We start from the raw sequence: 12463 nt of genomic DNA, 5'->3' as shown, positions 1-12463 counted from the left end.
AGAAAGCCATGAGATTGACCACCAAAGGCCGCTACGCGGTGACAGCTATGCTCGATCTCGCTCTGCACTCCGATGCGGGGCCGGTGAGCCTTGCGGATATTTCAGAGCGCCAGGGAATCTCGCTGTCCTATCTTGAGCAACTGTTCTCCAAATTGCGCCGTGAAGCTCTGGTCAAAAGCGTGCGGGGTCCGGGTGGCGGCTACTGCCTGGCGGCATCGGCAGAGCAGATCTCTGTCGCCCAGGTGGTGGATGCGGTGAGCGAGTCGCTCGATGCCACCAAGTGCCATGGGAGAGGTGACTGCCAGGACGGAGAAATTTGTATTACTCATCACCTGTGGCAGGATCTGAGCGGCCAAATTCACGACTTTTTAAGCGGTATCACTCTGGCGGATCTGGTAGCGCGTCGCGATATTCAGGCCGTCTGTCAACGCCAGGACAACCGCCACGACCGGCAACAGATTGTCTGTAGCGACATAAGCTGAGCCGGAGCAAAGCAGTATGCAACCGATTTATCTGGATTATGCCGCCACCACGCCGGCCGCACCTGAAGTCGCTGCGGCTATGGCGGAGTGTTTGACGCTCGATGGTAATTTCGCCAACCCGGCGTCGCGCTCTCACCTGTACGGCTGGCAGGCCGAGGAGGCGGTGGAGCAGGCGCGCGGGCAATTGGCGGCTTTGCTCAATGCCGATGCCCGGGAGATTGTCTGGACCAGCGGGGCGACCGAGTCCAACAACCTGGCCCTCAAAGGCATATGCCGCCCCGGGGATCACTTGTTGGTGCCCAGTATTGAGCACAAGGCGGTTCTGGACCCGGCCCAGGCGCTTGCCGAGCAGGGCGTCAACCTCGAGCTTGTGCAGCCCGACACCTATGGCCAGATTGACCCGGCGCGGGTCGCGTCCATGATGAGGCCTGAGACTCGTTTGGTGAGCGTCATGCTCGTCAACAATGAGCTCGGCACCATCAATCCCATCGCCGAGATTGCCAGGTTTTGTCGAGAGCGTGGTTGTCTATTGCACGTGGATGCCGCCCAGGCGGTGGGCAAGATCGCCGTAGACGTCAAAGCGCTGGATGTGGATTTACTCTCCGTATCAGCCCACAAGCTCTATGGTCCCAAGGGCATTGGCGCGCTCTACGTCAGGCGCAGCGCCGATGTGCAGCTCGAGGCGCAGATTCACGGCGGTGGTCACGAGCGCGGTATGCGCTCTGGCACCTTGCCCACCCACCAGTGCGTGGGTTTTGGCGTGGCCGCCGAGCTCGCCGGTGCGGAGCTTGAAACTGAGGCCCGGCGGATTGCCGAGCTGCGCGACGCGCTCTGGCAGGGTATTGGCACGCTGCCGGGTGTGCGGCTTAACGGCCATCCGAGCGCACGAGTTGCCGGTCATTTAAACGTCGCTTTTGACGGCATCGATGGCGAAATGCTGTTGTTGTCCCTGCGCCAGCTGGCGGTGTCGTCCGGATCGGCGTGTACATCGGCGAGTATGTCGCCGAGCTATGTGCTCAAGGCGATTGGTCTGAGCGATGCTCAGGCGCTGTCGTCCATACGCTTTAGCGTCGGCCGCTACACCAGCGTGCAGGATATTGACCGGGCGATTGCCCATATCCGCGATGTGGTGGGAAAGCTGCAAGTTAAGGCCGGATAGTGGCCCAAGAATGAGACGACCGCCAGGTCGCAGAGAGTGCAGCGAAAGGCTGCAAGTGATTAGCACGGCAGGCGAGGCCTGCCCACTTCACGTCGGTGAAGAAGAGGTGAAAGATGTCTGAACAGGTTGAACACCTAATCAGGAAAGAGTACGCCGCCGGTTTTCACACGGCGATTGATACCGAAACCCTGCCGCCGGGCCTGAACGAGGAGGTGGTGCGGTTTATTTCGGCCAAAAAAAACGAGCCTGAGTGGCTGCTTGAGTGGCGCCTGCAGGCGTTCCGCGCTTGGCAGGAAATGGATGAGCCCGATTGGGCCCAGGTGAAGTATCCAAAAGTCGATTATCAATCGATTTCCTACTTTTCGTCGCCCAAAAGCATGGCCGACCGTCCGAAAAGTCTGGATGAGGTTGATCCCAAGCTGCTCGAAACCTATGAAAAGCTGGGGATTCCACTGCACGAGCAGGAAATGCTGGCCGGTGTCGCCATGGATGTGGTGTTCGACTCGGTCAGTGTCGTCACCACTTTTCGCGAAAAACTGGAAGAGGCCGGTGTGCTGTTTTGCTCCATCAGCGAAGCCGTGGCCAAGTACCCGGAATTGGTAAAGCAGCACCTGGGGTCCGTGGTCCCGCAAAAAGACAATTACTTTGCGGCTCTGAATTCGGCCGTGTTTTCCGACGGTTCGTTTGTCTACATTCCCAAGGGCGTGCGATGCCCTATGGAGCTGTCGACCTATTTCCGCATTAACGAGCAGAATACCGGCCAGTTCGAGCGCACCCTGATCGTCGCCGAAGAAGGCGCCTACGTCAGCTACCTTGAGGGTTGCACCGCGCCCATGCGCGATGAAAATCAATTGCACGCGGCGGTGGTTGAGCTGGTGGCCAAAGACAATGCCGAAATCAAATATTCCACTGTGCAGAATTGGTACCCCGGCGATGAAGAGGGCAAGGGCGGTATATACAACTTTGTCACCAAGCGCGGCGTTTGCCATAACAGCGCCAAGATCAGCTGGACCCAAGTGGAAACCGGCTCGGCCGTAACTTGGAAATACCCGAGCTGCGTACTGCGCGGAGACAACAGTGTCGGTGAATTTTACTCGGTTGCGTTGACCAACAACTACCAGCAAGCCGACACCGGCACCAAGATGATTCATATTGGAAAAAACACCCGCTCGACCATTATCTCCAAGGGGATTTCGGCCGGCCGCAGTCAGAACAGTTATCGCGGTTTGGTGCGCATGAACCCCGGTGCGGAGGGCGCGCGTAATTACACGCAATGTGACTCGCTGTTGATCGGTGATCGCTGTGGCGCGCACACCTTTCCGTATATAGAGAGTAAAAACCCCTCGGCGGTGATCGAGCACGAGGCAACGACATCGAAAGTCAGTGACGATCAGATGTTTCTCTGCCAGCAGCGCGGTCTGGACGCAGAGAAAGCGGTATCCATGATTGTGAATGGGTTTTGCCGCGAGGTCTTCAAGGAGCTCCCCATGGAGTTTGCCGTCGAGGCCGGGAAATTGTTGGAAGTGAGCCTTGAAGGCTCCGTCGGGTAACACACATTGACAGGGGCAGGCGCCTCAAACACGAGACACAATTGACTATGTTGACCATTGAAAATCTCTGCGCCCGCGTGGAAGACAAAGACATTTTGAAAGGCCTCAACCTAGAGGTGAAACCGGGTGAAGTGCATGCCATCATGGGTCCCAATGGCGCCGGTAAAAGCACCCTCGGCAGCGTACTGGCCGGGCGTGAAAGTTTCACCGTGACCGAAGGCGAGGTCCGCTTTGATGGCAAGGATCTGCTCGAGCTGGATGTGGAAGAGCGTGCTCGCGAAGGATTGTTTCTCGCATTCCAGTACCCGGTAGAAATTCCCGGTGTCAGTAATATGGAATTTTTAAAAGCCTCCGTGGATGCCGTGCGCAAGCATCAGGGCAAGCCGGATTTGTCCAGTGTCGAGTTTATGAAGCTCGCCCGGGAAACCAGCAAACGCGTCAAGCTGGACCAGGCGTTTTTAAAGCGCGGCGTGAATGAGGGCTTCTCCGGCGGCGAGAAAAAGCGCAATGAAATCTTGCAGATGATGCTGCTTGAACCGCGCTTGTGCATTTTGGATGAAACCGACTCCGGGCTGGATATCGATGCGTTGCAAACCGTTGCCGACGGCGTGAACGCCATGCGCAGCGAAGAGCGCAGCTTCATCGTGGTCACCCACTATCAGCGGCTGCTCGATTATATCGTCCCAGATGTCGTGCATGTTTTGGCCGATGGCAAGATTGTGAAGTCCGGCGACAAGTCTCTGGCCAAGGAGCTCGAGGCGAAAGGCTACCGCTGGCTTGAAAGCGAGGTGGCCTGATGGGAGATCTACAAACTCACGCGCTCGAGCTGGCCGCTCGCCAGCAGGCGCCTGAGTGGGCGGGCGATTTGCGCCGCCGCGGGGCGCAGCGCTTTGCCAGTGCCAGCTGGCCCAATCGGCGCACCGAGCGTTGGAAATACACACCGCTGGTCGCCATTGCGAAAAAGCAACTGGCGCTGCCCGTTGACGATGTAATGGCTTTGCCCGAGGGTGAGCTGATTGATGTAGACGCCTACAAAATAGCGTTTGTTAACGGTGTATTTTCGCCGCAGCACTCTGACGCTCTGCCCGAGGGCGTTGTCACCTTGGCCGACGCTGAGGGTAGCGAGATTGAGCTGCTGCAGGCCCACCTGGGCCGTCAGGCCGACAGTCAGGAGCATTTGTTTGCCGCACTGGCTGAGGCAACCCTCGGGCAGGGGTTGTTGGTGCACATCGCTGCCGGCAAGGTTCTGGATAAGCCTCTGTACGTGGTTCACTACAGCTGTGGAGAGCAGCCGCTGCTGGCCAGCACGCGCATACTGGTCCTTGCAGAGGCGAGCGCCGAGCTCGAGCTGATCGAGCACTTCCTCTGTGACACCCAAGAGCAGGCGAACCTAGTCACCGCGCAGACGGAAATGGTGCTTGGGGACAATGCGCGCGTTAAACATTATCGCCTCAACCTGGAGGGCGAGGGCGTCACTCATATGGGGGGCGTGTTTGCCGAGCTTGGGCGCGATGCGCTGTTTGATGGTTTTGCGATAGCCACTGGCGGTGAACTGATTCGCAACGACTATGTGCTGTCCCACTGCGGATCTGGCGCTCACGTGGAGCTGCAAGGTGTTTACCTGCCGCGCGGCCGGCAAGTAGTGGATTATCACACCAATATTCAGCATCGCGTACCGCATTGCACCAGTAATGAGGTTTTCCGCGGCATTGTGGGCGACCGTGCCAAGGCGGTGTTTAACGGCCGTATTCATATTTTTGAGCAGGCGCAGAAAACCCTGGCACAGTTGTCCAACAAAAATTTGCTGACGTCCAATAAGGCGGAGGTAGACACCAAGCCCGAGCTGGAAATCTACGCCGATGATGTGAAGTGCGCCCACGGCGCGACTGTGGCTCAATTGGACGAAACCTCGCTCTACTATTTACAAACTCGCGGTATCAGCAAAGAACAGGCGCTGGTAATGATGAGTTTTGGTTTTATCAATGAGCTGATCCAGGCCATTAAAAATCCCGCTGTGGCTGAATATCTTCTGCCCCGGTTGGCTTCACAATTTGGCCGCCAGCCGGATGACTTGCTGGTGTTGGAGGCCGATACGCTTGACTGATTTTGACGTCGCCGCCATCAGGGCTCAGTTTCCGATACTCCGGCAGGAGGTCAACGGCCACCCTCTGGTTTATCTGGACAATGCGGCCACCACGCAGAAGCCCGAGTCGGTGATCAATGCCATTGCCGACTACTACCGTTTCGACAACTCGAACGTGCATCGAGGTGCTCATGCGCTGAGCGATCGGGCTACGGAAAAGTTTGAAGCGGCTCGTCAGAAGCTTGCCGAGTTTGTCAACGCCAGCTCCCGCGAGCAAATCTTATGGACACGCGGCACGACAGAGGGCGTCAACCTGGTAGCAGCCAGTTGGGGTGCGTCAAGCTTACAAGCGGGTGACCGGGTTTTGGTCTCTGCCATGGAGCACCACTCCAATATCGTGCCCTGGCAAATGGTGGCCGCGCGCGTCGGCGCCACTGTCGAGCCTATTCCGGTAGATGCGCTCGGATGTATTGATGTTGAGGCGCTGGCGGCAATGCTCGATGAGCGGGTCAAAATGGTGGCCGTGGGCCATGTGTCCAATGCTCTCGGCAGCATCAACCCGATCCAGGCGATTACTACCATGGTCCACGATGTGGGCGCGCGGGTGTTCATAGACGCCGCGCAGTCGGTCGCTCACTGGCCGCTGGACGTTCAGGCGCTAGATTGCGATTTCCTCGCCTTTTCTGCCCACAAAATGTTTGGCCCTACCGGCATGGGCGTGCTCTATGGTAAGCGCGAACTACTTGAGGCAATGCCGCCCTATCAGGGCGGGGGCGAGATGATCGAATCGGTGAGCTTCGCCGGCACGCTCTACAATAAACTGCCTTATAAGTTTGAAGCGGGAACTCCGAACATCGCCGGCGCCATTGGCTTGGGTGCAGCGGTGGATTTTTTGCAGGGGCTGGACCGCCAGGCGGCGGATGCCCACGAGAAGGCGTTACTGGCCGAGGCCGAGGCCGCACTGCAAAGCTTGGGTGGTTTTCGGTTGGTGGGCAGAGCTCGAGAGAAAGTTGCGGTAATGAGCTTTGTCAGCGACTTTGCTCACCCGCAGGATATCGGCATGATTCTCGATCAGCAGGGGATTGCGGTGCGCACCGGGAATCACTGCGCCCAGCCGATTATGGATCAATACGGCCTACCGGGAACGGTGCGCGCCAGCTTCAGTCTCTATAATACGGCCGATGACATCAGCCGGCTGATGGCGGGGCTTGAAAAAGCCAAGATGTTTCTCGCCTGAGTTATCAAGTTTGTTAGAGGTTTGCTATGAGTGTCGAGAGTTTTGATCCCACGGCCGGTGCTTTGGTGGAGGTAACGCCAGAAGCACTGAGTCACTTTAAAAAGCAGTTGGCCGCTGATACGGCGGGCGCCCAAGCCGTGCGCTTGTCGGTGAAAGAGAGCGGCTGCACCGGGTTTATGTATGTCTTGGATCTGGTGGCCGAGCCGGCCCAGGGGGATGAAATATTACCGCTTGAAGGTAATGTGTCTCTCTATGTGGACCGGCAGAGCATTCCTGTTGTGCGCGGCACCAAAATTGACTTTGTCACCGAGGGTGTCAATCGTCAGTTGGCCTTTTTGAACCCCAATGCACGCGACTACTGCGGTTGCGGTGAAAGTTTTAACATCGGTTAGGAACTGCTATGGCCGCACAACGCGAGATGGTCGTTACCCGGGAGGACTGCCCGGCAAGGCGCGTGCCCGACGGTACCCCGGTGACCATTCCCAAAGATACCTTTGTCACTATCACCCAGGCGCTGGGCGGGAATTACACCCTGAGTTATCAGGGGCAGATGGTGCGTGTGGACGGCCTGGACGCTGCCGCCATCGGCAAAGAGCCGGAGTTGCTCGATTTTACGGCCCCTGCCGACGGCCGCATCAGCGAGGCGCAGGTGTGGGATGCACTGAAAACGGTGTTTGATCCAGAGATCCCGGTGGATCTTGTTAACCTCGGCCTTATCTATGCGCTGGATATCGACCAGGCACGTGGGCACGTGGGTATTACCATGACGCTGACCGCGCCCGGCTGCGGCATGGGCCCGGTCTTGGTCGGTGATGTGGAATACCGTGTCGGTCGGGTCCCCAATGTCCGCGAGGTGGAGGTCGATCTGGTGTTTGATCCGCCCTGGCACCGCGACATGATGAGTGAAGAGGCCCAGCTTGAAACCGGTATGTTTTTTTAAGGCAGACGAATGACCCAGTTCGGCACAGACGTCACCAGCGACGATATCATCGAAACCCTAGGCTTTTTTGATGGCTGGGAAGAGCGCTATAAGTACATCATAGACTTGGGCAAGGAGTTGCCGCCCATGGACGCGGCCGGGAAAACGGAGCAAAACCTCGTGCGCGGCTGTCAAAGCCAAGTATGGCTGGTCACCCGCGAAGAAGGTGGCAAGCTGTATTTTACCGCGGACAGCGACGCTTTTATCGTCAAGGGGCTGCTGGCGGTGGTCTTGGCCGCTTACAATGGCAAAAGCCCGGCCGAGGTATCTGCGTTTGATATCGACGGCTATTTTGAGGCGCTCAATCTGCTTAAGCACTTGAGTTCCACCCGCGGCAATGGGCTCAAGGCGATGGTGCAGCGCATCCAGGCTGAGGCTTCGGCCCGATGAGCGGCTGAGGCGATTTCGGCCCGTTTTGAGGGCGTATTTGCGTATAAAATTACCCAAAACCCGCGTATAATCCGCGGGTTTTGGGTATTTGTGGGGGGCAGCCCCCGTTAGATCAGGAAAATGGAGTGCCAGATGGCCGTAGAACAGACTTTATCCATCATTAAACCCGACGCTGTGGGTAACCACCATATCGGCGCTATTATTCAGCGTTTTGAAGAATCGGGCCTTAAAATCGCGGCGCTGAAAATGCTGCAGCTGAGCCGTGAGCAAGCCGAGGGCTTTTACGCCGAGCACAGCGAGCGCCCATTTTTTACCTCTTTGGTGGAGTTTATGATTTCCGGGCCCGTCTGTGTCCAGGTTTTGCAAGGTGAAAGCGCCGTGGCGCGCAATCGCGAGCTGATGGGCGCTACCAACCCGGAAGAGGCGGCGCCGGGTACCATTCGCGCCGATTTCGCCACCGCAGTCAGTGCCAATGCCGTGCACGGCTCGGACTCTCAGGCATCGGCGCGCCGGGAAATCGATTACTTTTTTGCGGCAGACGAGATTTACACGCGCTGAGCGCGAAGGTGTTGGTCATGACAGAAGTGGCGTTGGAGTCAAATACGGCGGCAGGGCAGGGCAAGGTTAACTTGCTCGGTCTGCCCGAGTCCAAGCTGATCGCCTTTTTTGAAACCATGGGTGAGAAGCGTTTTCGCGCCGCCCAGGTGCTGAAATGGATACATCAGCTGGGTGTCGATAACTTCGACGAGATGACCAACATCAGCAAGGCGCTGCGGGAAAAGCTCAAGGCCAACTGCGAGATTCGCGCCCCGGAAGTGCTTCGTCAACTGGATTCAGCCGATGGCACGCGCAAGTTCCTGATCCGGGTCACTGGCGGCAGTGTCGTCGAAACGGTGTTTATTCCCGACGGCGAGCGCGGCACTCTCTGCGTGTCCTCGCAGGTGGGTTGTTCGCTCGACTGCAGTTTTTGTGCAACGGGCAAGCAGGGTTTCAATCGCGATCTGACCGCAGCGGAGATTATCGGCCAGGTCTGGATCGCCGCGCAATCCTTTGGCCAGCTACGTCCCAACGGGCCGCGCAAGGTCACCAATGTGGTGATGATGGGCATGGGCGAGCCGTTGATGAACTTCGACAATGTGGTCGATGCCATGAATCTCATGATGCACGACAATGCCTACGGCATCTCCAAGCGCCGGGTGACCTTGAGCACCTCTGGCGTGGTGCCGCAGCTCGACCGCCTGAGTCAATACACCGATGCCTGCCTCGCCATCTCGCTGCACGCGCCCAACGACGAGCTGCGCAACGAGCTGGTGCCCATCAATAAAAAATACCCGATTGCGATGCTGCTGGCCTCTGCCAAGCGCTATATCGAATCTCTGCCGGACACGCATCGCAAAATCACCATCGAGTACACCTTGATCGACCAGGTGAACGATCGTCCCGAGCATGCGCATCAGCTGGCGGAGTTACTGCGCGACGTGCCGGTAAAAATCAATCTGATCCCTTTCAACCCGTTTAACCTGTCCAACTACAAGCGTGTTAGCAACAACGCCATGCGCCGTTTTCAGGATATTCTGATGACAGAGGGCTATATCACCACCGTGCGTACCACGCGGGGTGACGATATCGATGCCGCTTGCGGGCAGCTGGCCGGTGAGGTGAATGATATTACCCGCCGCTCCGAGCGATACCGCGCACAGTTTTCCAGGGCGGAGCCAGTTACTATTGTCAATCAATAACAACAAGAGGCCGAGCAGTGTTGACGATCCGAACATTAAAGCGCATTTGCCAATCCATTATTGCATTGACCGCCACCCTGGTGCTGGCCGGATGTGTCAGCACGGTGCCGCCCTCCAAATACCAGGTCGATGAAGAGCGGGCGCTGGATAGCCACGTACAGCTCGCGCTCAAATACATTGAGGCGCAAAACCGAGAGTCGGCGCGTCATCATTTGCGCAAGGCCTTTGAGATTGACCGCAAATCGGTAGAGGCCACTTTTGCTATGGCCATGCTCTATCAGCTTGAGGGAGAACCCAAGATGGCTGAGGAGTACTTTAAACGGACTTTGAAACTCGATCGAGATTACACTCGTGCGCGCAACAACTACGGAGCTTTTCTCTTTGGCCGCGAGCGCTACAAGGAAGCCTACGAGCAGTTTGAAATTGCCTCGGAGGACCTCGACTATGACAACCGGGCCCAGGCAATGGTTAACCTTGGCCGCACCGCCATTAAACTCGACAAGCCCGAGCGAGCAGAGGCCGTCTTTGAACACGCCAACCGTCTAAACGCGGCTATGCCGACGGTTAAGTACGAGCTGGCCGCCCTCAACTTTGCGCAGAACGATTACGCCGAGGCAAAGAAATATCTGGCAGCCTACGAGCAAATTGCCCGGCCCGTTCCGCAAACCTTGTTGCTGGGCATTAAAGTTGAGCGCATTTTCGGCAACAAGGACAAAGAAGCAAGCTATGCGCTGCTGCTGAAAAATCAATACCCGTATTCCGCCGAGTATCTGGAGTACAAACAGATGTTGGAGAATCAGGACTAGTCATGTCTGAGCAAGAACCACACGCTGAGCTCGATCCGGGCGCTGTACTCAAAGCAGAGCGTGAGCGCCAGGGAAAAACCTGCGAACAGGTGGCGAGCGAACTGAATATTCAGTTGAACAAACTCCAGGCTCTGGAGGCGGGCGACTATGATCGGCTGTTTTCGGCGGTGTTTACCCGCGGCTACATTCGCAGCTACGCCAAGCTTCTGAAAATAGACAGCCAGCCGCTGGTACGCCGCTTCGATGAAATGAGCACCACCGAAGAGCAGCCTTTGCCCATCGGTGAGTCGCTCAATGTCAAAATGAACCGCCCGCGCTCGGCTTGGCCGGGCAGGCTTCTGTTGATTGTGGTCATCGTGATGCTTTGGGTCTTGGCCTACTGGTATTTCGGCGGCGCGGCGCAAGAGGCTTCTTTAAATTCCAGCGAGGCTGATTCTGCTCAAGAAGTCAGTGTATCGGCGCTGCAAACCGACACAAACAGTGAGCCAGAAATTGCTGTGCCTGCCGATTATGAACTCGCCATAAATCTGCCCGAATCAGGTACTGTCATTGATGAGGCGAACACCGCGGGTGAGCTTGAAGCTGCCCCGCTCGATGAGGTCGACGTAGTGCCCGCTGAGGTTGTTGAATCGGCGCCGGTGAATACCGACGAGATGACCGCCGTCACATCCGATACCTTGGTGTTGTCTTTTGCGCAGGATTGCTGGCTTGAAGTCGAGGACAGTGCAGGGAATATGCTGGCCGCCGATTTGCAGCGAGCCGGTTCGAGTATCGAGCTTCAAGGTCTTGCCCCTTTTAGCATCAAACTGGGCAATACGGCCGGTGTAAGCGTCAGTCTGAATGGTCAAACGGTCAGTATTCCCAATGCCGATTCCGGCAATGTGGTCAGGTTCAGCGCAGGTCTTACCGAGTAGGTCGTTATGCATCACGAATCACCCATCAAACGGCGTAAGTCGCGGCAAATTATGGTTGGCAAGGTACCCGTGGGTGGCGATGCGCCCATCGCTGTGCAGAGCATGACCAACACAGAAACCTGCGATGTGGCTGCCACGGTAGGCCAGATCCAGCGCCTGGAGGCAGCAGGTGCCGATATCGTTCGTGTCTCTGTGCCTACTATGGAGGCGGCCGAGGCGTTTGGCGAAATTCGTCGGCAAGTCAATGTGCCCCTGGTGGCCGATATTCATTTTGATTATCGCATTGCGCTACGGGTGGCGGACCTTGGGGTCGATTGCCTGCGCATTAACCCCGGTAATATCGGTCGGGAGAAACGCATTCGGGCCGTGGTGGATAAGGCGCGCGATCTCGGCATTCCGATTCGCATTGGGGTAAACGCCGGCTCCTTGGAAAAAGACCTGCAAAAAAAATACGGGGAGCCGACGCCCGAGGCACTGGTCGAGTCGGCGATGCGTCATGTGGCGATTCTCGAGGGGCTGGGGTTTGAGGACTTTAAAGTCAGCGTCAAGGCCTCCGATGTATTTATGGCGGTAGGTGCCTACAGGCTGCTGGCCGACAAAATTGATCAGCCTCTGCACCTGGGTATTACCGAGGCCGGTGGCTTGCGCTCAGGTACGGTTAAGTCGGCGGTGGGGCTCGGGGCGCTGTTGCTCGATGGCATTGGCGACACCATTCGCATCTCGCTTGCGGCCGATCCGGTAGAAGAGGTCAAGGTGGGCTGGGACTTGCTCAAGAGCCTCAAGCTTCGAAGCAAGGGCGTCAACTTTATCGCCTGTCCGAGCTGCTCGCGCCAGAACTTTGATGTGATCAAAACCATGAACGAGCTGGAGTTGCGGGTGGAAGACATTACCACGCCGCTGGATGTGGCCGTTATTGGTTGTGTGGTGAATGGTCCTGGTGAGGCAAAAGAGGCCGATTTGGGGCTTGCCGGCGGTACGCCCAGCAATCTCGTCTACGTCGACGGTCAGCCAGACAGTAAACTCACCAACGGCTCTCTGGTGGATGATCTGGAGCGTTTAATCCGGCGCAAGGCGGCGGAGAAAGAGCTGGCGGAAAAAGACATTATTGCCCGCGGCTAAGTACC

General features: G+C 57.2%; 14 protein-coding genes. All 14 read left to right on the top strand.

What is annotated here, in order from left to right; translation table 11 throughout:
- Nucleotides 1-8: 8 nt before the first annotated feature.
- The 14 genes from iscR (at nucleotide 9) to ispG (ending at nucleotide 12458) form a co-directional block, all read left to right on the top strand.
- Nucleotides 9-482 carry a Fe-S cluster assembly transcriptional regulator IscR gene (iscR, locus tag QWI16_RS10845; RefSeq protein ID WP_302713045.1) on the top strand — a complete coding sequence of 158 codons (474 nt, stop codon included), beginning with the start codon at nucleotides 9-11 and terminating at the stop codon, nucleotides 480-482.
- A 16-nt stretch (nucleotides 483-498) separates the two neighbouring features.
- A complete protein-coding gene (locus tag QWI16_RS10840) occupies nucleotides 499-1641 on the top strand; it encodes an aminotransferase class V-fold PLP-dependent enzyme (protein ID WP_302713044.1) in 1143 nt (380 codons plus the stop codon).
- A gap of 113 nt (nucleotides 1642-1754) precedes the next feature.
- A complete protein-coding gene (sufB, locus tag QWI16_RS10835) occupies nucleotides 1755-3191 on the top strand; it encodes a Fe-S cluster assembly protein SufB (RefSeq protein ID WP_302713043.1) in 1437 nt (478 codons plus the stop codon).
- A 47-nt stretch (nucleotides 3192-3238) separates the two neighbouring features.
- Entirely contained in the window at nucleotides 3239-3988 is a 750-nt protein-coding gene (sufC, locus tag QWI16_RS10830; protein ID WP_302713042.1) for a Fe-S cluster assembly ATPase SufC, read from the top strand.
- Complete coding sequence (sufD, locus tag QWI16_RS10825) at nucleotides 3988-5295, top strand: Fe-S cluster assembly protein SufD (RefSeq protein WP_302713041.1); 1308 nt, start codon at nucleotides 3988-3990, stop codon at nucleotides 5293-5295. Before sufC ends, sufD begins: the two co-directional genes overlap by 1 nt.
- The gene (locus QWI16_RS10820; protein WP_302713040.1) at nucleotides 5258-6511 is read left to right on the top strand and encodes an aminotransferase class V-fold PLP-dependent enzyme; all 1254 of its coding nucleotides are present in this window, start codon (nucleotides 5258-5260) and stop codon (nucleotides 6509-6511) included. Before sufD ends, QWI16_RS10820 begins: the two co-directional genes overlap by 38 nt.
- Before the next feature lie 26 nt (nucleotides 6512-6537).
- Nucleotides 6538-6903 (top strand): HesB/IscA family protein, encoded by a 366-nt coding sequence (locus tag QWI16_RS10815; RefSeq protein WP_302713039.1) that lies wholly within the window; start codon nucleotides 6538-6540, stop codon nucleotides 6901-6903.
- An 8-nt stretch (nucleotides 6904-6911) separates the two neighbouring features.
- A complete protein-coding gene (sufT, locus tag QWI16_RS10810) occupies nucleotides 6912-7451 on the top strand; it encodes a putative Fe-S cluster assembly protein SufT (RefSeq protein WP_302713038.1) in 540 nt (179 codons plus the stop codon).
- Between the two features lie 9 nt (nucleotides 7452-7460).
- A complete protein-coding gene (locus QWI16_RS10805) occupies nucleotides 7461-7880 on the top strand; it encodes a SufE family protein (protein ID WP_302713037.1) in 420 nt (139 codons plus the stop codon).
- Between the two features lie 132 nt (nucleotides 7881-8012).
- Nucleotides 8013-8438 (top strand): nucleoside-diphosphate kinase, encoded by a 426-nt coding sequence (ndk, locus tag QWI16_RS10800; RefSeq protein ID WP_302713036.1) that lies wholly within the window; start codon nucleotides 8013-8015, stop codon nucleotides 8436-8438.
- A 17-nt stretch (nucleotides 8439-8455) separates the two neighbouring features.
- The gene (rlmN, locus tag QWI16_RS10795) at nucleotides 8456-9619 is read left to right on the top strand and encodes a dual-specificity RNA methyltransferase RlmN (protein WP_302713034.1); all 1164 of its coding nucleotides are present in this window, start codon (nucleotides 8456-8458) and stop codon (nucleotides 9617-9619) included.
- 17 nt (nucleotides 9620-9636) lie between these two features.
- Nucleotides 9637-10425: a type IV pilus biogenesis/stability protein PilW gene (pilW, locus tag QWI16_RS10790; RefSeq protein WP_302713032.1), complete on the top strand. Its 789-nt coding sequence runs from the start codon at nucleotides 9637-9639 to the stop codon at nucleotides 10423-10425.
- Between the two features lie 2 nt (nucleotides 10426-10427).
- Nucleotides 10428-11339, top strand: a complete 912-nt coding sequence (locus QWI16_RS10785) for a RodZ domain-containing protein (protein WP_302713030.1) — start codon at nucleotides 10428-10430, stop codon at nucleotides 11337-11339.
- A gap of 6 nt (nucleotides 11340-11345) precedes the next feature.
- The gene (gene ispG / locus QWI16_RS10780; protein WP_302713028.1) at nucleotides 11346-12458 is read left to right on the top strand and encodes a flavodoxin-dependent (E)-4-hydroxy-3-methylbut-2-enyl-diphosphate synthase; all 1113 of its coding nucleotides are present in this window, start codon (nucleotides 11346-11348) and stop codon (nucleotides 12456-12458) included.
- Nucleotides 12459-12463: the final 5 nt, after the last annotated feature.

This window comes from Gilvimarinus algae, from assembly GCF_030518215.1.
GTDB lineage: Bacteria > Pseudomonadota > Gammaproteobacteria > Pseudomonadales > Cellvibrionaceae > Gilvimarinus > Gilvimarinus algae.
This window is presented reverse-complemented; position numbering and strand designations above follow the sequence as displayed.

Excerpts from the sequence above, each read along its gene's own strand:
- iscR (WP_302713045.1), top strand. The coding sequence starts at position 9 with ATGAGATTGACCACCAAAGGCCGCTACGCGGTGACAGCTATGCTCGAT.
- QWI16_RS10840 (WP_302713044.1), top strand. The coding sequence starts at position 499 with ATGCAACCGATTTATCTGGATTATGCCGCCACCACGCCGGCCGCACCT.
- sufB (WP_302713043.1), top strand. The coding sequence starts at position 1,755 with ATGTCTGAACAGGTTGAACACCTAATCAGGAAAGAGTACGCCGCCGGT.
- sufC (WP_302713042.1), top strand. The coding sequence starts at position 3,239 with ATGTTGACCATTGAAAATCTCTGCGCCCGCGTGGAAGACAAAGACATT.
- sufD (WP_302713041.1), top strand. The coding sequence starts at position 3,988 with ATGGGAGATCTACAAACTCACGCGCTCGAGCTGGCCGCTCGCCAGCAG.
- QWI16_RS10820 (WP_302713040.1), top strand. The coding sequence starts at position 5,258 with ATGACTTGCTGGTGTTGGAGGCCGATACGCTTGACTGATTTTGACGTC.
- QWI16_RS10815 (WP_302713039.1), top strand. The coding sequence starts at position 6,538 with ATGAGTGTCGAGAGTTTTGATCCCACGGCCGGTGCTTTGGTGGAGGTA.
- sufT (WP_302713038.1), top strand. The coding sequence starts at position 6,912 with ATGGCCGCACAACGCGAGATGGTCGTTACCCGGGAGGACTGCCCGGCA.
- QWI16_RS10805 (WP_302713037.1), top strand. The coding sequence starts at position 7,461 with ATGACCCAGTTCGGCACAGACGTCACCAGCGACGATATCATCGAAACC.
- ndk (WP_302713036.1), top strand. The coding sequence starts at position 8,013 with ATGGCCGTAGAACAGACTTTATCCATCATTAAACCCGACGCTGTGGGT.
- rlmN (WP_302713034.1), top strand. The coding sequence starts at position 8,456 with ATGACAGAAGTGGCGTTGGAGTCAAATACGGCGGCAGGGCAGGGCAAG.
- QWI16_RS10785 (WP_302713030.1), top strand. The coding sequence starts at position 10,428 with ATGTCTGAGCAAGAACCACACGCTGAGCTCGATCCGGGCGCTGTACTC.
- ispG (WP_302713028.1), top strand. The coding sequence starts at position 11,346 with ATGCATCACGAATCACCCATCAAACGGCGTAAGTCGCGGCAAATTATG.